The following is a 22453-nucleotide window of genomic DNA, read 5'->3' as shown; positions in this document are numbered from 1 at the left end:
TATTATAATAATGGTAATACGCTTTAATATATCAAAAGTTAAGAAGGGGTTTCCAAAGGGAGCTCCCTTTGGCAGACGGGAACAACCGGCATAGCTTCGAGGTAAAGATAGGAGGGGTTATAGGGGAGGAAAGGTACAGCCAGCGCAGCCTCAAGGCAAACCTGTTCTGTCGGGTTGTCTTTCCTCCCCTAATTGATTGGGAGGTGAGGAAAATGTTAGAACAAGAATCGTCGATGATGAAAAAAGCAAATGCCGCTATTTCTGTAATGGAAATGAGTCCTAGAGATAAATGGTTATATGATTCCCGTATGAAATATGAACACGACAGGGCTTCATGTATAAGCGAGGGTTATCGACAGGGTATTGAAGTGGGAATATTGCAGGGCGAAATAAAAGGGCGGCAAGAAGGTATTGAACAAGGTTTTGCTGACGGCTCTTATCAAACTAAACTTGAAACGGCAAGATTGATGAAAAAAGCAAACTGTGAGCTTGGATTTATCGTACAAATGACCGGTCTCAGTAAAGAAGAGATAGAGAAGCTCTAATTTAGGGGCGAATCCCCTTTTTTTGAGAAAATTATAGTTTGGCCATAACCACGGACATCTGTGTCCGATTACGAATGTACATCCAGAGTAAATTGTTGAACGATGCCCGAAAGTTGGAAAAAATTCCGGTTTGATGGTAGTTTTTCTATAAAAACGTTTTCCTTAATTAAAATATAAATTTGCCTTCCTATCGACTTTTTCTTATTTTTTATGTATTATAGTAAAATAAATTAGAGATATTAGTTGGAGAATGTATGAGTAAAAATAACGACGATAAAAACCAAAACGATCCCTTTAACTTTTTTAATTTCGGACCGGATTCCGATGGAGACGATAAAAAATCTCCCAAGAAGCCGTTTTTTTCTTTATGGCTTTTAGCGCCGCTTGTAGTTATCATTTTTATCTTAATTAATCAGTTAATGGTGCTCAATAGTTCCGCCCTGATTCCTTTTTCTGAATTTAAGGATAGAATTACAACGGGACAGATAAAAAAGGTTGTTCTCGGCCCTGTTTATTTTACCGGTTATACCAGCATACAGGATAATGATTCTTCAAATACCTCTTTATTTTCATTTTTGTCGGTACAAAAAAATACTAATGAATATGTAACAGTCGGGATATACACCTCGGAGTTTTTACAGCTTTTGGATGACCATCATGTGGTTTATCATGTAAAGCCTAAGGAAAGAAGTTATATTGTTGAGCTTCTTTTACAGTGGGTTCTCCCCTTCCTTTTGATATTCCTTGTTTGGCGTGCCATCATGAGGCGGATGACCAAGGGGATGGGCGGTTTGGGCGGAAGTATTTTTTCTCCCGGGCAGGCTAGAAGTGCTGCAATCGACGAGGGAAAGGTTGAAACCCGCTTTAAGGATGTCGCAGGCGTCGATGAAGCTAAAGAAGAATTAATGGAAGTTGTAGACTTCTTAAAATATCCTCAAAAATATACCGAAATAGGCGGAAAGATTCCGCGAGGTGTTCTTTTGGTAGGTCCTCCCGGAACGGGAAAAACCCTTCTTGCGCGAGCCGTTGCAGGAGAAGCAGGGGTTCCCTTCTTTAGAATAAGCGGCTCGGACTTTGTCGAAATGTTTGTCGGTGTAGGAGCTTCCCGTGTGCGTGACCTATTCAGGCAGGCCCGTGAAAAAGCTCCCTGTATTATCTTTATAGACGAATTGGATGCTATCGGAAAATCGCGTCATAATTCTTACAGCTCAAATGATGAGCGGGAACAAACTTTGAACCAGCTTTTGGTTGAAATGGATGGCTTTGACAATAAGACGGGCTTGATTCTTTTGGCTGCCACCAACCGCCCCGATGTTTTGGATCCGGCCTTGTTAAGACCCGGCCGCTTTGACAGGCAGGTTGTGGTTGACCGCCCCGATGTAAAGGGAAGAGAGCAGATTCTTAAGCTTCATGCAGAAAATGTAAAACTGGATGCTTCGGCCGACTTGTCTGCGATAGCCCGAATTACAGCCGGCTGTTCAGGTGCCGACCTTGCAAATATTATAAACGAGGCCGCTCTTTTGGCTGTCCGAGGAAAAAGAAAGACCGTCATTATGACTGACTTGGATGAAGCCGTTGAAAAGGCAATGATAGGCTTACAGAAAAAATCCCGCGTAATCCGCGAAGAAGAAAGAAAAGTAATAGCCTATCATGAAACAGGTCATGCCATCGTGGGCAGCTTTACCGATGGAGCCGATAAGGTACATAAGGTAACTATTGTTCCGCGCGGAACCTCGACTTTGGGCTATACCTTCCATATTCCCGAAGACGATAAACACATCGTTACCGAAAAACAGCTTTTGGCCGAGATAGATGTTCTTTTAGGAGGCCGTGCCGCCGAACAGGTAAAATTCAATATGGTTTCTACCGGAGCTGCAAACGATTTAACCCGTGCCACCGATATTGCCCGAAGCCTTATAACCGATTACGGTATGAGTTCTAAATTTAAAAACGTAGCCTTGAGCAAGCGGGGTGCCGGATATCTTGGCGATAATGAACCCAGGTTGGTGCGTGAATATGCCGAAACAACCCAGCAATACATCGATGAAGAAATCGCAAAGATAATCAATACCCGATATGAGGGTGTTATAAAAATGCTGAACGAAAAAAAGCATCTTTTGGAAAAGATAGCAACAACCCTTTTAGAAAAGGAAACCATAGAAAACGAAGAATTCGATGCGATAATCGCTGAGGAGAAGGCTCCTAAACTTTTTGAAAAAGAAGATGAGTAGAAAGTAATTTATACTTGCAATGATAATAAAAAAATGATAAAATACGCCCTACAAAGATAGGATTATTGGAGGTATATATGACCAGATGGGGAGCATTTGCACTCGGTGTTGTTGCAGGCGGTGCCGCAGTTCTTTTAGCCAGAAACGCTAATTTTAAAAAGGCTTGTGCCAAGGTAGTTGGGGCCGGCTTAAAATTAAAAGACGACGCAGCCGCTTTCGTTGAAACCGTAAAAGAAGACGCTCAAGATATAATGGCGGAAGCAGCTTATAACAAAGAAGCCGCTTCGGCAGCAAACTAGCCTGACTTTTTTTAACTCTTTATGAATTTTTATATTGCTCACCGCCTCCCTGGGCGTTTGCGTTTGAGGTATAGCCGGAGAAGTTTAAGCCGCAAACAAGCCGTTCTTGTAGAGACTCTTGTGTCTTTACAAGAAGGTATAAAGTCGATAAGTGTAAATTCTGTTTCAGGAAGTATCTTAATTGAATATTCGGGGATAAGCGAAGACGAAGCTCTTTCTTATATAAAAGCTCTAAATTCTTCTTACCTTGAAAATGAAGAACTATTAGCGAGTGTGGATGAACCTATAGTGAGCGAGAGTTTAACGGTTTCCTTGGGGATGCTGCTTGCGGAATTTTTTATGCGCAGGCTTTTACCTATTCCTGTCCGCAGAATACTGGCTCTCTTTTCAATTATGCCCCGTGTAAAAGGCGGAATGAGAGCCTTGAAAGGGGGCAGGCCTTTTTGTGCCGAAACCTTAGATGCAACGGCTCTTTCGCTTTCTTATGCGACGGGAGACCTAAACACAGCCGGTACCATCGCAATGATGCTTGAAATGGGCGAAATCTTGGAAGAGTATACCCGCCGTAAGTCCTATGAAAATTTAACCCGCAGTTTTTTGAATACAAAGGAAACGGTGCATGTTCTAAAAGACGGAAATGAAACTGAAATTTCCGCCAATCTTCTTCAAGCCGGAGATACGGTTATTCTTAGGATAGGGTCGGTTATTCCTGCAGACGGAACGGTCGTATCGGGCGAGGCTTCCGTTAATCAGGCTTCAATGACGGGAGAAGGACTTCCCGTGCACAAGGTCTCGGGAGATACCGTTTTTGCTTCTACCGTCGTTGAGGAGGGGGAGATCCATGTATGCGTAAAGGCTTGCGGACGGGAAACCAGAGTGAGTAAGATAGCCGATATGATTGACCGCTCTCAATCTTTAAAGGCGGCTTCACAAATCAAATCCGAAAGGACTGCGGATAAACTTGTTTTTTATAACTTTTTACTTGCAGGCTTGACCTACGCCTTTACCCGTAACTTTGCAAAGGCAGCCTCGACTCTTCTTGTCGATTATTCTTGTGCAATGAAGTTATCTGCTCCTGTCTGCGTGCTTTCAGCCATGAAAAACTGTGCAGAGCACGGTATTACCGTAAAGGGCGGAAAGTTTTTAGAAGACTTTGCCCGGGCGGATACAATCGTATTCGATAAGACGGGAACTCTTACGGAATCCCAGCCCTCGGTTAAAAAGATAATTACCTTCGGCGGCAGGCCGGAAAAAGATGTATTAAAAATAGCGGCCTGTCTTGAAGAGCATTTTCCTCATTCGCTTGCAAGGGCCGTTGTACGGGAAGCCGAAAACAGGGGAATTAAACACAGAGAAGAACATACAAAAGTTTCCTATATTTTAGCCCATGGCCTTGCTTCTACCTTAAATGGAGAGGAGCTACGCATAGGCAGTGCTCATTTTATATTCGATGATGAGGGTATTCCAAAAACGGAAGAAGCCGAAAAAGCTATTGAAGATTTGTCGAAGAGCGGCTGTTCTCAGTTATATTTATCGATAGGAAAAGAACTTGCCAGTATTATTGCGATAGAAGATCCTGTTCGCCCCGAAGCAAAAGAAGTTGTTTCAGAACTTCACAAACTGGGAATAAAAAACATAATCATGCTTACAGGGGACGGCCCCCAAACCGCACGCAGCATAGCCGAAAAGACGGGGATTGACCGTTATCATGCTCAGGCTCTTCCCGACACAAAGGCCGGTTTTATTAAAGAGTTAAAAGCGGATGGTAAAAAAATAGTTATGATAGGCGACGGGATAAACGATTCTCCCGCCCTGTCGGAAGCGGATGTAGGAATTGCAATGGGGCAGGCTTCTTCGATAGCAGGAGAAACCGCCGACATTCTTTTGCCGGATGACGGCCTAAGGGCCTTACCCATTTTAAGGCGTATAGCAACGGGCTTGATCAAAAGAATCAATGTAAACAATAAGGCGATTATCGGCATTAACTCAGCCCTTATTGCAGGGGAACTTGCGGGCTCAATTCCTCCGGCTACGGCGGCCTTAGTTCATAACGGTTCGACGGTTGCCATAGGTATGTCTGCAATGAGAAGCTATGAGCAGCCCCTTGCCGAATCTATTTAATTGGAGAAAGTAATGACTGTTTCAAGTTTTTTCCCCGGGCATATAAGGCTCAGGGGCGAGATGATAAAAGATAAGGATATTTTTGAAGCTTTTGAAAAGGCAGCCTCTTCTCATAAGGCGGTCAGCAAAATTGAAAGGAATGAGAGGACAGGAAGCCTTTGCATTGAGTATGATGCAAATGCCCTGCCTCTGTCAAAGTTTGAAATCTTCAGAGAAGATTTACCCGAGTTAAAAAAACTGTCCGATGCCTATCTTTCAGGCAAGGTAGAAAAAAAAATAATCATCGAAAAAATTTCAGAACTTTGGGAAAAATTAAAAAACGCATAAAAAGCAATTTTAGCTGCGATTTTGTTGAAGTTCCCGATTTATCATTCTTCCCTAGCTTGTGAGCCCAAGTTCTTCTCCAGCCCTTAACCTTGTTCTCATATTTTGAATTTTTGCATCCATAATTTCAAGCTCGGCAAGGATTTCTTTTTCTTTTTTTGAAGTTTCTATAACGGATGCTATTCCTCCGTTTTTGATAACTATTCGCTTATCCGCATAGAGGGCCAGAGCCGGATCGTGTGTGGCCATTAAAACAATTTTTTCCTTTGAAACCAAGAGTTCCAAGGCCTTTTTGCGGTCAATGCCTGCATTTTCTATTTCGTCTATGAGAACGATGGGAGAGGAGCTTAAAATAGCTGTATCCGCAATCATAAGAGCCCTCGACTGTCCTCCGCTCAAGGCCGTTATCGGTGTATCCAAATTAAATTTTTCGCCCGCAAGATTGTTTGCCGCCTCTATGATATTTTTTACCGCATCTTCCTTGTTTTGGATAAGCCGGCTTTCCGCATGAAGCTCGATAAATTCCTTGACGGATAAATCCATTACAAAGTTCATATTTTGCGAGAGCTGGGCTACAAGTTTATTGTTTACCGAAAAACGGATTGTCTTATCGGGTGTTTTACCGTTAATTAAAATGCTGCGGTTTGTAGGAGTATCCTTTTGAGCAGTCCACTCGATATCGGCAAGGAGCCTTGATTTTCCCGAACCTGTCGGGCCTACAATCGAAATAATTTGAGAGGTATAAAGGGTAAGCTCATCAAAGTTTTCGGTTTCGCCTGACTTGTTTGTTCCGGGAAGAATTGTGAGGCTGTGAACCTCGTTTGCATTTTCCAAATTAAGGAAAGACTTCATTTGAATTATGTATTCAAAAAATGCAGAGTAAAGTTCTTCTCTGTTTATTGCTTCTTCTTCACAAACTTCATCGGAAAGCGATTGTAAAAAATCTTTTAGAGTCTGCGCCTTGTTTTTTAAAATACCTATTTCAATCAAGCGGTTTTCCTTGATAAAATCTTCGATAAAAGGGTATTCGCTTAAAATATCTTGAATCGATTTTTCAGAAAGTTTTTTAACCTCTGTATTTTCATCACTTAAATAAAATTCATTGTTCATTTTTTCTCCCCTGTTCTTCGGCAATTTTCATCTTGCGGATATTTCCCATCTGGAAATTTTCTCCTATTCTTGTTTCACCCAAACAATAAGAGCAAAGGGCGGCAGGCATGGGAAAGCGGAGCTCCATTCCTTGTACCGTAGAAATATCCTCGGCCTTATCCGTTAAAAGGGTGCTGAGCTCAAAGGCGCCTTGGCCCGTAAGACCGTTTACATGCATGATGACCGCCCTAGGATTTACGGCATTTACTCTTGCCGCAAAAACTTCGCGTTCAGCTTGAGAAACGATGTCTCCCTTTGTGATAACTACAATGTCGGCAGACTTTAAAAGAGGGCCTATTTTTTTTGGAGTATTTATCCCCGACAGGTTATCGATTACGCAGATACCTAAAATATTTTTTATATAGGGGGAACAACGGTTGCAAAGCCCTGCGGACTCGCTTACCAAAAGGTCAAGCCCTTCCTTGATTCCCCATTGCACGGCCTCCTCTATGTTTGACACAAAGAAGTGGTCGGGACATAGGGAGCCGGAGATTCCTTTTTGGACGGGAACTCCGGCCTTTTGATATAGAAGGTCATCATCAGTATAAAGGCAGTCGAATTTTACTGCCCCCGTTTTTATATTTTGTTTTTTTAAGGCATCTATTGTTTTTAAGATTACGCTTGTTTTGCCCGACGATGGCGGGCCTGAAAATATTATTAAGTTCATAAATATAATATAACAAATCTATGTGACGAAGTCTGTAACAGATGTTACACAGGCCTTAAATTTTTCCGGCAGCTGTTTCAAAATCGGTTTTGATTTTTTCCAAAAGAGAACCTATATCGTTTTGATAAATAAAGTCCCAACCTACCCAAGAAAATTTTTTATCCTCTCCTAAACGGTTATCTACATCGGGATTCGTTGACGGAAAAAAACCGCTTTCGGAAAACACCCTTCCGGTTTTTTCTGAAAGGAAGAAATCCGCAAAGGCCTTTGTCAAAGCCTCATTTTCTTTTTTTACAAGCATAAAAATCGGAGCCGCTATAGCCCCGTCTTTGGGCCAAACCGTTTTTAATGCCGAATCTTCTTTTATCATCTTTGAAAAAAAGTAGGGGCTTATGTTTACGGCAGGAGGTTCATTGACAACGGATTTAGGATTTTTTAAAACCAGAGACGCTTTTCCCTTTACCATTTGTGCCGGATGAAGAGAGGTACGGCAAGCCCTGCCCAATTTTTTTATACCTTCATCTCCGAAACGGCTGTAAATATTTAGGATTACCGAATTAAATAAGTCCAAATCGCTGAAGGGGATTGCCGCCGAATTTTCAAATTCAGGTAAAAGGAGGTCTGCCCAAGTTTCGGGCATCTTTCTTCCTCTTAACAGCTCGGTGTTTACAATCATTACTGCGGGAACTACCCCGATAATTGCATAGTTTTTTTTGCCGTCTCTAAGGTCTATATAATCGTTGCAAAAGTCCTTATTCATTTTTTCGATTGAACAATGAAAATCTTTGTTTTCGATAAAGGAGCCCATTAGTTTTTTGTCGAAAAAAAGCTCAAACCCTGCAGAAAGGAGAATATCGGGGAGGTTTTCCTTTTTTCCTGTTTGAGCTTCTTTTATTATCCAGTCGATTCCGAGGTTTGCGGAACGAAGATCATAGCTGATTTTATAGTTTTGTTTTTCAAGCTCATCTTTATTTTCTTCAATATACTTGGAATGAAATTCTTTAAAGGCTTCAAGCAAGGGGATTCTTATAGGACATGGAAGAACGCCCTCAATCCTTATATTTTTTTTGCCGTCATCATAACCGGTGTTTTGTGCGTTTTTCTTTTCTAAGCTTGAATCTATTTCGGCAAAACCGATATTTTTATTTTGTTCGATAACTTCAATAAGCTCTTTTTCGCACAAGTCTATATCGAGGCTCTTCGTTAAGAGGGCTTTTTCAAGACTAATCTTTTTCCCCATTATTTTGCGCATAAGGGGATTGGTAAGAGGGGTAAAACCTTTTTCTACCAAGTATCTTATCGTTTCAGGAAAGCGTTCGGTAATATCAAAAACACTTTCATCCATATTAAAATATTTATTCATTATAATCCTCCGATCTATAATCAAGTTAAAATCAAAATAACCCGAAATTAAAAGTATGAATCCTATTTTTAAAAATATACCCGCTCAAGAAGCGGAAAAATATTTAAAAAATACCAAGGCTAAAACCCTCAACTATAAAAAAGATGCCTTTATCTTTTTTGAGGGCGATACTCCCGCTTTTTTCTTTGTTTTAAAATCGGGTATCGTTCAAATCGAAAAAAACACTGCCGATGGAAAGCGGCTTATTGTAAACCGCTTTGAAAACCCCGGTACGGTTTTTGCCGAAGTCTATGCTCTTTTGGATTCGGCTATCTACGATTACTCATGCCGTGTAATTAGCGATGCCGAAATTCTTTGTCTCCCCATAGAAGGGGTCTTTGGTGCCGGAGCGTACTCCGAAACTCATTTTAAGGTTCTAAAGAACCTATTAAATATTTTAGCTCATAAGGCTTATTTTTTAAACCAAAAGCTTCTTATCTTTTCTTCATTCAGTCTTCGTCAAAAGATAGCCCTCTATTTATTGCAGCAGGCTGAAGGAAGTTCAAAGGTTGAGCTAAACCTAAACAGGGAGGCTATGGCCGAATACTTAGCGGTTCCTCGGCCATCTTTATCCCGCGAGCTTATGAGCATGCAAAAAGATGGGCTTTTAAAAATCGAAAAAGATACCATCATTGTCAACCTTGATAAACTCGAAGACTTTAGCTAAGGGCTTATCAATAAAAGCCCTTAGCCTGTCCTCCCGATTATGTTTCTAACCGAAAAAATGTTTTATATCATCTTCTATTGAAGAGATTCCCGATAATCCGAATTTGCTTATTAAAACATCCTTTACGTTGGGTGAAAGAAAGCCGGGAATAGTAGGCCCAAGGTGTATGTTTTTTACGCCTAAGAACAATAGGGCCAAGAGTACTATAACGGCTTTTTGTTCGTACCATGCTATATTAAAAATTATAGGTAAATCATTAATATCGCTTAGGTTAAATATTTCCTTCAATTTAAGAGCTATAAGGGCAAGGGAATAAGAATCATTGCACTGTCCTGCATCCAATACCCTTGGAATGCCGTTTATATCTCCAAGATTTAGTTTATTGTACCTGTATTTTGCACAGCCTGCCGTCAGGATGACGGTATTTTTCGGAAGAGCTTCCGCAAAACCCGTATAATAAGATCTTGTTGTGTGTCTGCCGTCGCAGCCGCCCATTACTATGAATTTTCTAATATCTCCGTTTTTTACGCTTTCGACAATTTTGTCGGCAAGAGCAAAAACTTGGGCGTGAGCAAAGCCTCCTATAATCTTTCCGCTTTCAATTTCTTTAGGGGGAGGACAGGATTTTGCCTTTTTTATAATTTCGGAAAAGTCCTTATGACCGTTTTCATCGGCTTCGATATGAACACAGCCGGGATGACCTGCTGCATTTGTCGTATACATTCTTGATACGTAGGAAGCCTTTGAAGGAATTATACAGTTGGTTGTCATAAGGATTGGGCCGTTAAAACTTTCAAATTCGGAAACCTGTTTGGCCCACGAATTACCGTAATTACCTGCAAGATGCTTATATTTTTTTAGTTTCGGATAATAATTTGCAGGGAGCATTTCGGAGTGAGTATAAACATCAACTCCTGTACCCTCAGTTTGCTCAAGAAGCATTTCGATATCTTTTAGATCATGCCCAGATACAAGGATGCCCGGATTATTTCTTACACCTATCGAAACTTCGGTTATTTCGGGATTACCGTAGCTGCCTGTGTTGGCGCTATCCAGCAGAGCCATTCCCTTAACTCCGGCTTCTCCTGTCTTTAAGGTAAGAGAAATAAGTTCATCAACACTCAATTTTTCATCTATGAGGATTGAAAGCGTTTTTTGAATAAAGGCATCAACCGCTTCGTCTTCATAGCCTAAGGCGTTAGCATGTTTTACATAGGCACATAGCCCCTTTAGACCATAGATAATAAGTTCTTTTAAGGAGCGCTTATCGGGATCTTTTGTCTGCAAAACGCCTATTGTAATGGCCTTGCCCAGTCTTTTCGGTATATCCGAGTCAATATACACTTCAATCTCCGGATCAAAGGGGCGATTTAAAGAACTATGCAAATCATGGATTGCTTTAAGAGTAATATTTATTCTGTTGTTAATTGCTTTTTCATCAAAATTTGCATTGGTTATTGTAACAAAAAGGTTTGTGCTTACGATGTGGTTAATTTCTTTTTCAACCTTAATCCCGTTTTCCCTCATATAACTTGTCACCTCGGAAAGCTTTTTTGTTCCCCAGATGAGAAAGTCCTGTAATCCTGCAACTAAGGGGTTTTTCCCGCATACTCCGACCCTTACGCAGCCTGAATTTTTAAATGTCTCCTGACATTGAAAACAAAACATAGTGTCCATAGTATTCTCCTATTTTTCAAAGGTTTGAGTAAATTATAAGTATTTTATGAATAGAAGTCGGTAACGGATGTTACGCGGATGTTAAATTTTTTCGGTTTTCCAGTCTTTTATGGTACGTTCTTTTTCATCAAAGGATGAACCTATTAGAACAATCTTTTTACCGCTTGATTTAAAAGGAGCTGTATAGCCTTTTTCTTTTATCTGTGCTACCGCATCTTCCGAGCTTCCGTTTCCGTCAAGTTTAAATTCAAAGATATAAATCGCATCTTTTGTATGAACAAGACAATCAGCTCTTCCGGCAGCACAGTGTATCTCTGTTTCAACAAATTGCCCCATCAGCTTAAAAATCAAATAAACGGCCGTCTGATAATTTTGCTCTCTAAGCTTTAACTTTTCTTTGGGAAGATTATCATAAGGAATGCCGGCAATTATGGACTTCATTCTTTCCATAAAGTTATCTACATTTCCTGCCCTTACATCTTCAACAAAACGCCAAACGGAAGAAGCTGTTTGATCTGTACGCAAAGATGTGTAATCCGGCAAAAGGTTTTTAAGAAAACCGTAACGGACTTCATCATTAGGAAAGCCTAATCTGTAAAGAGCTGCTTCTCTTATATATTCTTTAATTGTTAAATATCCTGCTTGAAATAAAATCGGAAGAGGATTTTTTGTGTCGGCTCGGTAATCGGCTAAGCCGGCCTCATCAAGTTCAACATTTCCGTCTAAGTCGGGAATATTATAGTGAGCTTCTTTTAGGTAGTTTACCAAAAAGGTCGGAGTTCCCGTAGCAAACCAATAACTTCCCACATCCTTTGCCGAAAAAGCATTTAGAAGGCTGAAAGGATTATAAACGCTTTTGCCTTCTTTTGCAAAAAGATATCCGTCATAGCGTTTTTTAAGAAGGCTTAAACATTCTTCATAGCTTATCTTTTCTTTGTCTGCCAATACTTGAATTTCGGGAGAAAATACGGCTGTTAATTCTTCTTGGGTTATACCGCAAAGAGCAGAGCAATCTTCGTGAAGGCTTATGTCCTGTAAGTTATTTAAATCACTGAAAATACTTACCTTACTGAATTTTGTTACTCCCGTTAAAAATGCAAAGCGGATATACTTGTCGCAAGTTTTTATAACGGAATAAAAAGCTTTGAGTGTGCTGCGGAATTCTTCGTTTAGGGTTTCATTTACATACATTGTTTGCAAGAGGGGCTTATCATATTCGTCTACGAGGATAACTACCTGTTTGCCGGTTTTTTCATAAGCTGTTTGTATTAAAAAAGCAAAGCGTTTACCAAAAGATAAATCGTTCCCCTGTATACCGAAACGCTCCTCCTCTGTCCTTAAAAAGAAGTCAAGGCTTTCGTTTAAAGACTCGGGCAAATCATACCGCCCCGTATTAAAATCCAAGTAAAAAACGGGATATTGAGTCCATGCTTCAGTTCCTTCGTTTTTAGCTCTGTTTTCTTCAGCTTCTTCAATGTACAGCCCCTTAAACAACTCTTTTTTTCCTAAAAAGTAGGCTTCGAGGGTAGAAAGAAAAAGACTTTTTCCGAAACGGCGGGGGCGGCTTAAAAAGTAGACTCTATTTGAATTAGTCAGCTTAAAAATAAATTCGGTTTTATCTACATACAAAAATTTATCGTTACGCATGACTTCAAAACTTTGTACTCCTATAGGTATCTTCCGTGAAAAATCCATCATTTTTTGCCTCCCCGATTAATTGTTAAGTGCTTATTTTCTTTATTTATTATATATTATAATTTACAGGGATTCAAGTATTGATGAATTTTATGGGCTTGCCTCTTTTTGCTCACTTGAAATCTCTTATCCTATCCTATATACTCAATCTTATGAAACCAGATAAAATTACACAGTGGCAAAAATTAGGTTTTGGAATGTTTATTCATTATGGGCTTTATTCTTTATGCGGAGGCGTTTGGAAGGGTGAGCCGGTAAAGCGCGGTTACAGTGAACAGATTTTAAGTCACGGTAAAATTCCTAAAGAAGAATATAAGGCCTTACAAAATAAATTTACCTGTAAGAATTTCGATGCAGAAAAAATATGTGCTCTTGCAAAAGCTGCAGGAATGAAATACATCATTATCACGGCAAAGCACCATGACGGCTTTTGTCTTTTTGACACAAAGACTACAGATTATAATTCGGTGAAGGCTCCTGCAAAAAGGGACCTTATTGCAGAGCTTTCTCAAGCATGTAAAAAAAACGGTTTAAAGTTCGGGCTTTATTTTTCTTGGATAGATTGGAACTGCGAATTCGCTCTTCCTATAAGCGATCATAACAGCGATAAAATTCCGCCCAAGCATCAGAAATTTAATATTGAACAGCTGAAAGAATTATTTACAAATTACGGTCCTCTTTGCGAGCTTTGGATGGATATGGGTTTCCCGACAAAAAAGCAAAGTGAAGAAGTAAGAGCCCTTGCTCAAAAGCTTCAGCCTAACATGATGATAAACGGCCGCATATGGAATGACTGCGGAGATTTTTGTACAATGGGAGATAACAAATTTCCTGATAAAAGTTTAAATGTTCCTTGGCAGACTCCTGCTTCAATTTATCATGAAACATGGGGCTACCGTTCATGGCAAAGACGGGGAGATAAAAATAAAAAGGCCCAAGAGCTTATAGAAAGCCTTATAAGGGTAAGAGCTATGGGAGGTAATTACCTTTTGAATATTGGTCCAAAGGGCGACGGCTCCGTGGTAGCTTTTGAAGCTGAAGTCTTAAAAAAAATAGGCAGCTTTTTTAAATCAAAAGCGCCTTCGCAAGGGAGCGCAAAAAAACTTTGTAAAGAATTAAATTTAGATCTTCCTCAAGATAGTATTTTAGAACTAAGCGGAGAAAAAAACGAAATCCCCTTTACAAAAAAACTTTACCGCTTTACGGGAAAAGATTATTACTCTTCTCATTTTATTTGTACGGAGCTTGAACTTAATCTAAAAACGTCAAAAGGCTTATACAAAACAAATTTGTGGACAATCAGCCTCGTCAGAAAAAAGCCCTTATCCCAAGATGAGTTTTTGGAAATAAACGGAAAGGAATTTTGCTTCCCCGCAAACAAAAAAGAATTGCAAATTTTTAAAAACATAAAAATAGAAAAGCCTCTCACAATTTCAGTATCTACAAGCGGAGCACCTTCATTGCGTAAGGCCTTAAAACAGGATAACTTAATTTTGAGAGTCGAAAGAAAGTGATGACATTTGATTTTATATTTCACTATTTACAGTTTTATTGTAAGAGTTTGTGCCCTTAATTAGACGCTTTAAAGAAACTAATAATTACTCCACTGTTATTATTTCAATAGTTTTCATAAAGTCTTCACTTATTTTATACAATTCCCGTGCAGTTTCACTTTCGATTGTACCGTCAATTATCTTTTTTGCAAATTCAATATCTCCGGTTTCGCCTGAAGGCATTTCTTCTTTCCAGGTTCCATTTTCTTCAAAGTACTGTGGGGCTTCTTGTTTGAATTCATCAGCGCCCCTTGAAAAGGTACATTGTAGTGTATACCCTGGTGTTGTTGTATAATAACTCATTTGAAACATAGAAATATCAGGTGCAAATTGCGAAACCCGAATGTTTCGTGCAAATTTGTGACCATTCACTTCAACAGCCCCTCTAGCAGTTCTCAAATCTTGCGGTAAAGTTGAAACAGACAAAACAGCTTTTGCATATTCTTGAAATGTTTTTGGCAGTTCGAATTTAATGGAATCATCTATATAGTTTTTTTGAATGAGCTGTACATAAAAATTCAAACCATTTTTTAATTCAGCGTTAATATAATAATAACCTTCTTTGTCATTTGGCATTAACCTGTATTCTCCATCGTTAAAAGAAATTTTTGTAATCTCTTTTTCGATAAGAGCAATCCATGGTTCTTCTGTTTTAGTTTCAGTAACATTTTCCACATTCGTGGAATTCTTCACAATAGTACTTGGCTCATTTTGCACTTCTGTTGCAGCTTCTGTTTCCCTTGTAATGCTTTCGTTCATGCTTACCTCAGTGTGTTTACTGCATCCAAAAAACATTCCCACCAATGCCAATATAAAAACCAGTTTTTTCATAAAAATCTCCCCGTACAAATTTATTCCTCTCGATTTTTAGACTTTAAATCTTTCAACCTCGTTTACGAGATTGCCGATATTTTCTTTATTTTTTTGCGAAATAATATTGACTTCTTGAGTCGCTTCATTTATTTGGAGTGCACCTGCTGCCATTTCATTCATACTTGCAGTGATAACTCTTGTAAGGTCATCGAGTTTTTGCATTTCAACGGCAATGTTTTTTCCTCCCTCAAGCATTTCGGCTGAACCGTCATTTACTTGTGAAGTGATTAAATTGATATTATGAATTGCCGTCAAAACTTCACGGCCGCCGTTTTCTTGCTCTTTCATTGCAAGCATAAGAGTCTCACTCATCTTTTTTACTTGCTCCGATAGGGCAAAGATGCTGTCAAATTTTTCTTCGGCCAATTTTGAAGAAGATGAAAGATTTTCAATTTCTTTGCTTAAAATCTTTAAGGTTGAAGTTATTGTTTTTCCTTGTGAACTTGATTCTTCTGCGAGCTTTCTAATTTCGTCGGCAACAACGGCAAAGCCTTTCCCTGCTTCTCCGGCATGAGCTGCTTCAATCGCTGCGTTCATAGCAAGCAAGTTTGTTTGACTTGCAATATGCTGGATAACGCTTGAAGCTTCTAAGAGTCCGCCCGATTCCTCCGAAATTTTTTGAGTTACGGTATTTGATAGAGAAAGTGTTTCTTTTCCTTCAGCTGTAGCTCCTGCAAGATTTTTGATTGCGTCATCCGTTTTTGCAAGGGTCTGAGTTATGGAGCTTATGTTTCCTACCATTTGCTCTATTGCCGAGGAGGATTCGGCTACACTGGCAGCTTGAGATTCTATCATGCCGTTTAATTGTGCGATGGTTTTAATAATCTGTTCGATGGTAGCTGAGGTCTCGGTAACGCTTGCCGCCTGTGTAAGGGCTTGTTGTTTTACTCCTTCTATGTTTGTACTTATTTGATGTATGGCACTTGCTGTTTCCGTCATATTACTTGCAAGCTCATTTCCTATCTGTTCCATTTCCTGAGTGCCTGAACCCACCATTTTGATTGAGTTCCCGATTTTTTCAATTGTTCTGTTAAAGTATTTTGATAAATCGGTTATTTCATCATTTCTTTTTATAGGTAAGCGCACCCTTAAATCTCCGTCTCCATCTGTAATATTTTTAAGCGCTTGAACCGTTGATGTAATGGGCTTTACTATTGTAAGGGCTATAATAGCCGTAAGTATAATGGATATAATCAATATGCTGATACCTATAATTCTGATTGTGATTTTTAGAGGCCTGAGACTGCCGGTAAGTTCATGAACAGGAGCACTGATGATGACTTTCCAGGTTTTTGTTTTCATAGGAGAATAAGCAGCAATTTCTTTTTGTCCTTCATATGTAAATCTAGCTAAACCGGCTTCAGAAGATGCTAAGACTTTTTGTTCAAAATCGGCAATACTTTTAAGTTCAGGGTCGGATACAGCTTTTTTAATGCTGTTCTCTTGTCTTTTAACCAGTTCTATTTCCTTATCAGCAATCGTTGTTCCTGAAGCATCGATAATATAGCAACCGCCCGTTTGTCCTATTATAATGTCACTGATTATATCTGTAAGAGCCAATCCGTTAACAGCGGCACTAAACACACCTAAAATATTGTGTCCATCATCATAGATAGGTACGGAAAATATAATTTGCAGTTCACCCGTTAGACGGCTTATAAGCGGCTCAGAAATAAAATTATTGCCTTTAATAGATTCCTTGTACCATTCCCTATCACCGACAGAAACAGAAGATCCATCAGCATAATATATCTTCCCGTTTTTATCGGCAACTCCGAAGTATTTTATCTTTTTATTCCGCTCTGCATCCTGCCGTAGTGCTTCTGCTTTCTCATAAAAAGTAAGTTTGGAGTCGCGAAGGGCCGGAATACGCGCAAGACCTTCCAAAAAATATAACATGGAATTCGCCCTGCCGTCTACAATTTCTGCCGTATCCTTTGCCTTCATTAGTAGTGCTTCTTCAATTTTTCCCATTAGGGCCTTCTTTGCTACAAATAAAGCAGAGGCACCCATTGTAAATCCTCCTATCAGGATTAACATACCAAAAAAGAAAACCAATTTTCTTAAAATAGAAAACCGTCTTCCCTCCTTCCGATAATTTTTTTCAGTTACCATAATTTAGAGTTCCTTTCAAATGTTATTGTAAAAACTATTTGTAATTGATTTTTATTGAATGCACATTAAGAATTGAATAAATTATTTATACACTAATTTTTTTATTTTTGCTAGATGTTTATGTGATAAATAGATGAAAAATATTATAATGGAGAAAATGTATAAAATAGAGATTTAATACCGATACGTTTTTACGAGCCCGTCGACTTATATTTTGAAACTCCGAACCGCCACAAAAGATAAGCAGGAATCAAAAACAAAAATGAAAGAAGGGGTAAAAAGGCGAGGGTAGGATTTTTGCATTTATCGAATAAAAACAAAAGCGGATAATATTGAAAAAGAGCATAAGGAATTATAAAAGTGCAAAAGCGTAAAATTTTATTTCCGTATATTGAAACAGGGTATGAGGCAAATGTTCTGGCTCCATCGGTAAAGATATTCATAAACTCAAGACTTTGTATGGTAAAAAAAGAAATAGCTGCATAGATTAAAAAAAGACCTGAAAATACCGCTATGCCTCCTAAGAGCATTGATATAATTGTAAACACCTTTAAAAAAGACCAATCTATATTTCCGAATCTTATGCCGTAAAAAAATAAAACGACGGCTATGAGCAATCTTCCTATCCTTGAAAATTCGAATTTACTTCCCAGTACTTGAAGGGGTAAATTTCGGGGACGCAAAAGAAGTCTGTCAAAGTCTCCGGTTATAATCAATGCAGAAAATGAATCAAAGCCTCGTGCATAGCTTTCGGTAATGGCAAAACTTAACTGCATTATTGAATAACAAAAAACAACTTCGGCAAAGGAAAATCCTTTTATGGACTGAAAGCGCGCAAATAAAAGATAAAGAGCAGCCGCGCTGTTACAGGTTAAAAGAAACTGACCCAAGCAGGATAAAAAAAATGAAGCCTTGTATTGCATTGTGCTTTTTAAAAGAATACCTAGATATTTAAAATAAAGGTTTAAGCCTTTCATAATTATCCTAAATTTTAATTTAGCCTCCTTGCACTACCAGTTTTTTTTCTGCTGCTCTTGCAATAATTTTTCCCGATAAAAATAAAACAAGGAGCCAGAAGACTTGCAGGAGTATTTTTTTGCCTGCATCGGCAGATGAAATATCGTAAGAAAAAATTCTTAAAGGAATATTTTGAATTCCCGTAAAAGGAGAAAATTCCAAAATCTTTTTTATTGTTTCAGGGAAAAAAGGAATAGGGATTATCTGCCCCATGAGCATCTCGGAGGCCGAGAAAAATACTATTTGAAGCCCTTTGGGAGAAACAGTAAAAAAACAAAGCACGTATATCAGGCAGGTAAAGGCTGCTGCCGTGCAAAGCCCCAATATCATAGAAGCTATAAATATAAAAAAGGTAATAGGGTCTGGCATTATCAAACGGTAAGGCTGAGGTAAAATTGAGGCAATTATTAAAACCGGAAAACATCTTAAAAGACCTCTTGCAAGTCTTAATGCAACCGAGCGGGTAAACCAAAGATTGTATATGTTTATCGGTTTAGACATTTGATATGCGATGGAGCCCGAAACAATCGAATCGGTTATATCACTTTCAAATGTCCACATTGCAAAAAACGCTAAGAAAGCCTGCTGCATCCAAATATAGGAAACAAAAGCAGAAAAGCCCATAGGAAAATTTTCCGGAGAGGATTCATAAAAGGCCTTAAATAAAATGATATTTAAAGTTCCCCATGCAAATTGAGTTGAGATACCGGCAAGAGCTGCTGCCCTGTATTGTAAGTTTGCTATAAAGCGTATTTTAAAAAAAGAAAGATATTTTTTCATAAGCCGTACAGCCCTTTAACAATTCTCTTTATAAAATTCGGCAAGGCTTTCATCCAAAGATAATGAATCCTTCTTAATGTCTTTTAATGTGCCGTCCAAAAGAATCTGTCCTTTGTCTATTAAAATAATACGCTCGGTAATTGCTTCGATATCCTGCATATCGTGGGTTGTTAAAATAATAGTCGTTTTATTTTTTTTGTTCAGTTCCGAAATAAATTTTCTCACCGTTAATTTTGAAAGAGCATCAAGCCCGATTGTCGGTTCATCTAAAAAAAGAATTTTGGGACTATGTAAAAGAGAGGCTGCAATTTCGCACTTCATCCTTTGGCCTAAAGAAAGCTGACGAGCCGGTGTTTTGACAATTTCTTTTAATTCTAAAAGATTGATCAGCTCTTCCAAATTGTTTTGAAAAATATTTTGAGGCACAGAATAAATATCCTTTAAAAGTTCAAAGGAATCTATAACGGGAATATCCCACCACAGCTGAGTTCTTTGCCCGAAAACTACGCCGATGTTTTTTACATATTCCACTCGCTTTTTCCATGGAACAAGACCTGCAATTTCACAAGTTCCCGAATCGGGTGTAAGGATTCCGCAGAGAATCTTTATGGTAGAACTCTTTCCGGCTCCGTTCGGGCCGATGTAGCCTACGGTTTCTCCTTCGTTAATCGTAAAAGAAATATCGTTTAAGGCTTTTATATATTCATAGTCCTTCTTAAAAAGAGCCTTTGCAGCTTCTTTTAAGCCCTTATTTCTTTTTGCGACCTTGTATGTTTTGCAAATATTTTGAACCTTAATCATTTTTTTCTTCCATAAATTTTTACAGGGGCGGTATGATATCATTAAAAAGAAACTTGGTCAAGAGAAAATTCAAGTACGATGTATTTTCTCCGAAACTATAGCTATGAGAAAGCAGATTTTTTATATCTTTATTTTTGGTTTATCTTTTTTGTTTTTTTCATGTTTGAGCTTTTTTGTAAAACCTCCTCATTTAATAGAAAGCCGAGGCAGATGCTCGGCTGAGGATTTAACCGTTTTTTTTTATGAGCCAAAACCCCAAGGCTGATAGGGCGAAGGTAAAACGGCTGGCTCAATTTTATATAGAAGAATCAGAGACGGAAGGAATAAATTCGGATATTGCTTTTTCGCAAATGTGTTTGGAAACAGGTTTTTTGCGTTTCGGAGGTTTGGTAAGCGAGGAGATGAATAATTTTTGCGGGCTTGGTTCAATCGGGGACGGAAAAAAAGGAGAAAGTTTTCCGAGCGAAAAGACCGGAGTTTTGGCCCATGTGCAGCACTTAAAGGCTTATGCTACGGCTAAGCCCCTTGTCCGTCCTCAGGTTGATCCGCGATACAAATATGTTAATCCTAAGGGGAAGGCTCCTACAATTTACGGGCTTGCCGGAACTTGGGCGGCAGACCCGAATTACGGCAAAAAGCTTGAAAACATATTGACAAGATTGTACAAATCGGTTTATTAAGCGAAGCGGTTTTATTCAATGTGATACTCTTGTAAACTTATCAAATTCTTTCTATCGAGATATCTGAAAGTTCATTTGCCTTTGTAAACATATCCTTGATTATTCTATAAGAACCTAAGCCGGCAAACAAAAAGCCGAGACCTAAGCTGGGAAGAATGGATTTTATAAAGACCGGATCGGAAAAAAATACCGGAGAGAATTTTACAAAGGATAGAAAATCTAAGCTGACCTCTTTTTGGACGGCTAAAAATAAACCTATGTATTCGGCAAAAAGCAGAGCAAAAACTATCGCAATGATATTTATTATAGCACCTGTTTTGGTTGCCTTTCCTTTTCCAAAATTATAACCGTAAAATGCAGAGTAGGCTATAAAATATCCTGCAATGGATGCATAAAAACCGAAATAGCCTATTAAGATCCAAGCTAAAGAACCGACTAAGGCTCCTATAATACAGCACAAGGCTCCGGTCAAATAATTATTCGGTTCATTGTTTACTTTTTCCATCTTAGTTTTAAAATTATCTACACATTCTGAGCATAAAAATGTTGGAACGTTCTTGATTTTATAAGCATTTGTTTCCCGTATTTTATTACATGAAAAGCAAACATCGTGTGATTCTAACTTTGTTAAAATATCGGAAAGATCTTTTAAGAAAAATTCAAACTCTGAATCGTTGTTATTGCAAGTATAGGTCAAGGATAACAAATCTTCATCCATATTAAATGTTTTTATCTTTTCCATCTTTTTTTGCTCATCTAAAAAAGCGAATAGGTCTCCCTTTGATCCGCTTACGGCACAAGAGGTTTTAAGAACAAGTTCTTGATTGGTTGATTTATCTTGCCTAATAAGAAATTTATTATTGCCTATATTTCCTGTCCAAATACCGTTTACATTTTTAAAAAAGAAACGGTTAAGTATTTTTTCCACATTGTCTGTCATTTAAATAGCTCCAAATATTTTATTGTCCTTATTCTATCAAAAAATAAAATAAAAAACAAGATAAAGTTTTTTTGCCGGTAAACATTTTTTTTCATTTTAAGCTCTTTAATCAACAACCCTGACGCAGAGCGTTGCCGAAAAACGGCGGGTATTAAACTCTCCGTACGAATAAACTAAGCTATCTAACAAAAAGAAAATTTTATATTTAAAGATAATACAATTTATTAAAAGATTCAATCAGGTTTTGCACACGGGTATTCACCCGTGTGCTTTTTTGTTAATGCCATCGGCCGGTTCGTGACAGCTGCAGGTTTGCAAGTTCTTTAGGCAAATCGCTTCCTGTCAGTGTGAGCGTATCATCGGTTATTGAGTATTGGATTTTCCATGTTGCATTTATATTTTCGCGGACTTCTTTTTTTGCACCATTTATCCATGTTTCCGTTTCTTTTGTTTTTACGGTAAAAGTGATTTCGGTATCCGTTGCCGTCCAAAAACCTTCCCATTCCGTTTCCGAATCAAATCCTTGATGCCATTTGATTTCCATTGTACCATCGCGGTCGAACTCTACCTTTACGGCCTTATCGGTTCCGCGAAATACCCAATCTCCCATGAGTTGATATCCTGCCGTTCCAATCTCAGCCTTGCTGTCTGCCGATCTTTTATTATAGGTAAACCCTTTACCGTGACCGTGCTTTCCCTCTTTAGAATTCGGTTTATGCGAATCTGCAAAAACCGAGCCTCCCAACAAGAATAATACAACCGCAATTACCATTGCTTTTTTTGTAATATCTTTATTCATCTGTATGCTCCTTAAAAATTGATACGGTTACTCTCACCGTCCGCAGTAAATATATCGATTTTTTTTATTTGTATCATGAAAGGGGGCTTGTAAAAAGATTAAAAAATTTTAATCTAAA

Annotated in this window: 18 protein-coding genes and 2 pseudogenes; 8 read left to right on the top strand and 12 right to left on the bottom strand. The window is 38.6% G+C overall.

Features of this window, described 5'->3' with window-relative positions:
* Nucleotides 1-197: 197 nt before the first annotated feature.
* The 5 genes and pseudogenes from HGJ18_RS10450 to HGJ18_RS10430 all read left to right on the top strand — a co-directional run.
* A pseudogene (locus tag HGJ18_RS10450) lies at nucleotides 198-545 on the top strand (PD-(D/E)XK nuclease family transposase); the annotation flags it as partial.
* A gap of 254 nt (nucleotides 546-799) precedes the next feature.
* On the top strand, nucleotides 800-2776 hold the full coding sequence (gene ftsH / locus HGJ18_RS10445) for an ATP-dependent zinc metalloprotease FtsH (RefSeq protein ID WP_253696320.1): 1977 nt from the start codon (nucleotides 800-802) through the stop codon (nucleotides 2774-2776).
* A gap of 77 nt (nucleotides 2777-2853) precedes the next feature.
* On the top strand, nucleotides 2854-3075 hold the full coding sequence (locus HGJ18_RS10440) for a DUF6110 family protein (RefSeq protein ID WP_253696319.1): 222 nt from the start codon (nucleotides 2854-2856) through the stop codon (nucleotides 3073-3075).
* Between the two features lie 21 nt (nucleotides 3076-3096).
* Nucleotides 3097-5196 carry a heavy metal translocating P-type ATPase gene (locus tag HGJ18_RS10435; RefSeq protein ID WP_253696318.1) on the top strand — a complete coding sequence of 700 codons (2100 nt, stop codon included), beginning with the start codon at nucleotides 3097-3099 and terminating at the stop codon, nucleotides 5194-5196.
* Nucleotides 5197-5208: 12 nt separating this feature from the next.
* The gene (locus HGJ18_RS10430; protein WP_253696317.1) at nucleotides 5209-5523 is read left to right on the top strand and encodes a hypothetical protein; all 315 of its coding nucleotides are present in this window, start codon (nucleotides 5209-5211) and stop codon (nucleotides 5521-5523) included.
* A gap of 51 nt (nucleotides 5524-5574) precedes the next feature.
* On the opposite strand, the gene HGJ18_RS10425 is transcribed toward HGJ18_RS10430, so the two are convergent.
* The 3 genes from HGJ18_RS10425 to HGJ18_RS10415 are packed head-to-tail and all read right to left on the bottom strand — an operon-like array spanning nucleotide 5575 to nucleotide 8699.
* On the bottom strand, nucleotides 5575-6630 hold the full coding sequence (locus tag HGJ18_RS10425; protein WP_253696316.1) for an ATP-binding cassette domain-containing protein: 1056 nt from the start codon (nucleotides 6628-6630) through the stop codon (nucleotides 5575-5577).
* Nucleotides 6620-7336: a GTP-binding protein gene (locus HGJ18_RS10420; RefSeq protein ID WP_002672626.1), complete on the bottom strand. Its 717-nt coding sequence runs from the start codon at nucleotides 7334-7336 to the stop codon at nucleotides 6620-6622. Before HGJ18_RS10420 ends, HGJ18_RS10425 begins: the two co-directional genes overlap by 11 nt.
* Before the next feature lie 55 nt (nucleotides 7337-7391).
* Nucleotides 7392-8699 carry an ABC transporter substrate-binding protein gene (locus HGJ18_RS10415; protein WP_253696315.1) on the bottom strand — a complete coding sequence of 436 codons (1308 nt, stop codon included), beginning with the start codon at nucleotides 8697-8699 and terminating at the stop codon, nucleotides 7392-7394.
* A gap of 55 nt (nucleotides 8700-8754) precedes the next feature.
* Here HGJ18_RS10415 and HGJ18_RS10410 point away from each other — a divergent pair, with 55 nt between their 5' ends.
* A complete protein-coding gene (locus HGJ18_RS10410; protein ID WP_002665989.1) occupies nucleotides 8755-9405 on the top strand; it encodes a Crp/Fnr family transcriptional regulator in 651 nt (216 codons plus the stop codon).
* 45 nt (nucleotides 9406-9450) lie between these two features.
* Here the strand turns inward: HGJ18_RS10410 and hcp are convergent, their stop codons facing one another.
* Nucleotides 9451-11082, bottom strand: a complete 1632-nt coding sequence (gene hcp, locus HGJ18_RS10405; RefSeq protein WP_253696314.1) for a hydroxylamine reductase — start codon at nucleotides 11080-11082, stop codon at nucleotides 9451-9453.
* 81 nt (nucleotides 11083-11163) lie between these two features.
* Nucleotides 11164-12777 carry an ATP-binding protein gene (locus HGJ18_RS10400; RefSeq protein ID WP_253698331.1) on the bottom strand — a complete coding sequence of 538 codons (1614 nt, stop codon included), beginning with the start codon at nucleotides 12775-12777 and terminating at the stop codon, nucleotides 11164-11166.
* 83 nt (nucleotides 12778-12860) lie between these two features.
* On the opposite strand from HGJ18_RS10400, the gene HGJ18_RS10395 reads away from it, so the two are divergent.
* Nucleotides 12861-14291: an alpha-L-fucosidase gene (locus tag HGJ18_RS10395; protein WP_253698330.1), complete on the top strand. Its 1431-nt coding sequence runs from the start codon at nucleotides 12861-12863 to the stop codon at nucleotides 14289-14291.
* Between the two features lie 84 nt (nucleotides 14292-14375).
* Here the strand turns inward: HGJ18_RS10395 and HGJ18_RS10390 are convergent, their stop codons facing one another.
* The 5 genes from HGJ18_RS10390 to HGJ18_RS10370 all read right to left on the bottom strand — a co-directional run bounded on the left by HGJ18_RS10390 (nucleotide 14376) and on the right by HGJ18_RS10370 (nucleotide 19916).
* Entirely contained in the window at nucleotides 14376-15161 is a 786-nt protein-coding gene (locus HGJ18_RS10390) for a hypothetical protein (RefSeq protein WP_253696313.1), read from the bottom strand.
* 36 nt (nucleotides 15162-15197) lie between these two features.
* On the bottom strand, nucleotides 15198-17318 hold the full coding sequence (locus HGJ18_RS10385; protein ID WP_253696311.1) for a methyl-accepting chemotaxis protein: 2121 nt from the start codon (nucleotides 17316-17318) through the stop codon (nucleotides 15198-15200).
* A 191-nt stretch (nucleotides 17319-17509) separates the two neighbouring features.
* On the bottom strand, nucleotides 17510-18295 hold the full coding sequence (locus tag HGJ18_RS10380; protein WP_253696310.1) for an ABC transporter permease: 786 nt from the start codon (nucleotides 18293-18295) through the stop codon (nucleotides 17510-17512).
* A 19-nt stretch (nucleotides 18296-18314) separates the two neighbouring features.
* The gene (locus HGJ18_RS10375) at nucleotides 18315-19115 is read right to left on the bottom strand and encodes an ABC transporter permease (protein WP_253696309.1); all 801 of its coding nucleotides are present in this window, start codon (nucleotides 19113-19115) and stop codon (nucleotides 18315-18317) included.
* A gap of 15 nt (nucleotides 19116-19130) precedes the next feature.
* On the bottom strand, nucleotides 19131-19916 hold the full coding sequence (locus tag HGJ18_RS10370; protein WP_253696308.1) for an ABC transporter ATP-binding protein: 786 nt from the start codon (nucleotides 19914-19916) through the stop codon (nucleotides 19131-19133).
* 103 nt (nucleotides 19917-20019) lie between these two features.
* On the opposite strand from HGJ18_RS10370, the pseudogene HGJ18_RS10365 reads away from it, so the two are divergent.
* Nucleotides 20020-20596: pseudogene (locus HGJ18_RS10365) on the top strand (glucosaminidase domain-containing protein).
* A 40-nt stretch (nucleotides 20597-20636) separates the two neighbouring features.
* Here HGJ18_RS10365 and HGJ18_RS10360 read toward each other — a convergent pair.
* Nucleotides 20637-21536, bottom strand: coding sequence for an MFS transporter (locus HGJ18_RS10360; RefSeq protein ID WP_253696306.1), 900 nt, complete (start codon nucleotides 21534-21536; stop codon nucleotides 20637-20639).
* Nucleotides 21537-21813: 277 nt separating this feature from the next.
* Nucleotides 21814-22335, bottom strand: coding sequence for a hypothetical protein (locus HGJ18_RS10355; protein ID WP_253696305.1), 522 nt, complete (start codon nucleotides 22333-22335; stop codon nucleotides 21814-21816).
* Nucleotides 22336-22453: the final 118 nt, after the last annotated feature.

The sequence above is a fragment of the Treponema denticola genome, from assembly GCF_024181405.1.
GTDB lineage: Bacteria > Spirochaetota > Spirochaetia > Treponematales > Treponemataceae > Treponema_B > Treponema_B denticola_D.
This window is presented reverse-complemented; position numbering and strand designations above follow the sequence as displayed.

What these genes read in the sequence shown, in the direction of transcription:
- HGJ18_RS10355 (WP_253696305.1), bottom strand. Translation starts at nt 22,335, where the DNA reads ATGAATAAAGATATTACAAAAAAAGCAATGGTAATTGCGGTTGTATTA.
- HGJ18_RS10410 (WP_002665989.1), top strand. Translation starts at nt 8,755, where the DNA reads ATGAATCCTATTTTTAAAAATATACCCGCTCAAGAAGCGGAAAAATAT.
- hcp (WP_253696314.1), bottom strand. Translation starts at nt 11,082, where the DNA reads ATGGACACTATGTTTTGTTTTCAATGTCAGGAGACATTTAAAAATTCA.
- HGJ18_RS10375 (WP_253696309.1), bottom strand. Translation starts at nt 19,115, where the DNA reads ATGAAAAAATATCTTTCTTTTTTTAAAATACGCTTTATAGCAAACTTA.
- HGJ18_RS10420 (WP_002672626.1), bottom strand. Translation starts at nt 7,336, where the DNA reads ATGAACTTAATAATATTTTCAGGCCCGCCATCGTCGGGCAAAACAAGC.
- HGJ18_RS10385 (WP_253696311.1), bottom strand. Translation starts at nt 17,318, where the DNA reads ATGGTAACTGAAAAAAATTATCGGAAGGAGGGAAGACGGTTTTCTATT.
- HGJ18_RS10440 (WP_253696319.1), top strand. Translation starts at nt 2,854, where the DNA reads ATGACCAGATGGGGAGCATTTGCACTCGGTGTTGTTGCAGGCGGTGCC.
- HGJ18_RS10380 (WP_253696310.1), bottom strand. Translation starts at nt 18,295, where the DNA reads ATGAAAGGCTTAAACCTTTATTTTAAATATCTAGGTATTCTTTTAAAA.
- HGJ18_RS10415 (WP_253696315.1), bottom strand. Translation starts at nt 8,699, where the DNA reads ATGAATAAATATTTTAATATGGATGAAAGTGTTTTTGATATTACCGAA.
- HGJ18_RS10425 (WP_253696316.1), bottom strand. Translation starts at nt 6,630, where the DNA reads ATGAACAATGAATTTTATTTAAGTGATGAAAATACAGAGGTTAAAAAA.
- HGJ18_RS10430 (WP_253696317.1), top strand. Translation starts at nt 5,209, where the DNA reads ATGACTGTTTCAAGTTTTTTCCCCGGGCATATAAGGCTCAGGGGCGAG.
- ftsH (WP_253696320.1), top strand. Translation starts at nt 800, where the DNA reads ATGAGTAAAAATAACGACGATAAAAACCAAAACGATCCCTTTAACTTT.
- HGJ18_RS10435 (WP_253696318.1), top strand. Translation starts at nt 3,097, where the DNA reads ATGAATTTTTATATTGCTCACCGCCTCCCTGGGCGTTTGCGTTTGAGG.
- HGJ18_RS10370 (WP_253696308.1), bottom strand. Translation starts at nt 19,916, where the DNA reads ATGATTAAGGTTCAAAATATTTGCAAAACATACAAGGTCGCAAAAAGA.
- HGJ18_RS10390 (WP_253696313.1), bottom strand. Translation starts at nt 15,161, where the DNA reads ATGAAAAAACTGGTTTTTATATTGGCATTGGTGGGAATGTTTTTTGGA.
- HGJ18_RS10400 (WP_253698331.1), bottom strand. Translation starts at nt 12,777, where the DNA reads ATGGATTTTTCACGGAAGATACCTATAGGAGTACAAAGTTTTGAAGTC.
- HGJ18_RS10360 (WP_253696306.1), bottom strand. Translation starts at nt 21,536, where the DNA reads ATGACAGACAATGTGGAAAAAATACTTAACCGTTTCTTTTTTAAAAAT.
- HGJ18_RS10395 (WP_253698330.1), top strand. Translation starts at nt 12,861, where the DNA reads ATGAATTTTATGGGCTTGCCTCTTTTTGCTCACTTGAAATCTCTTATC.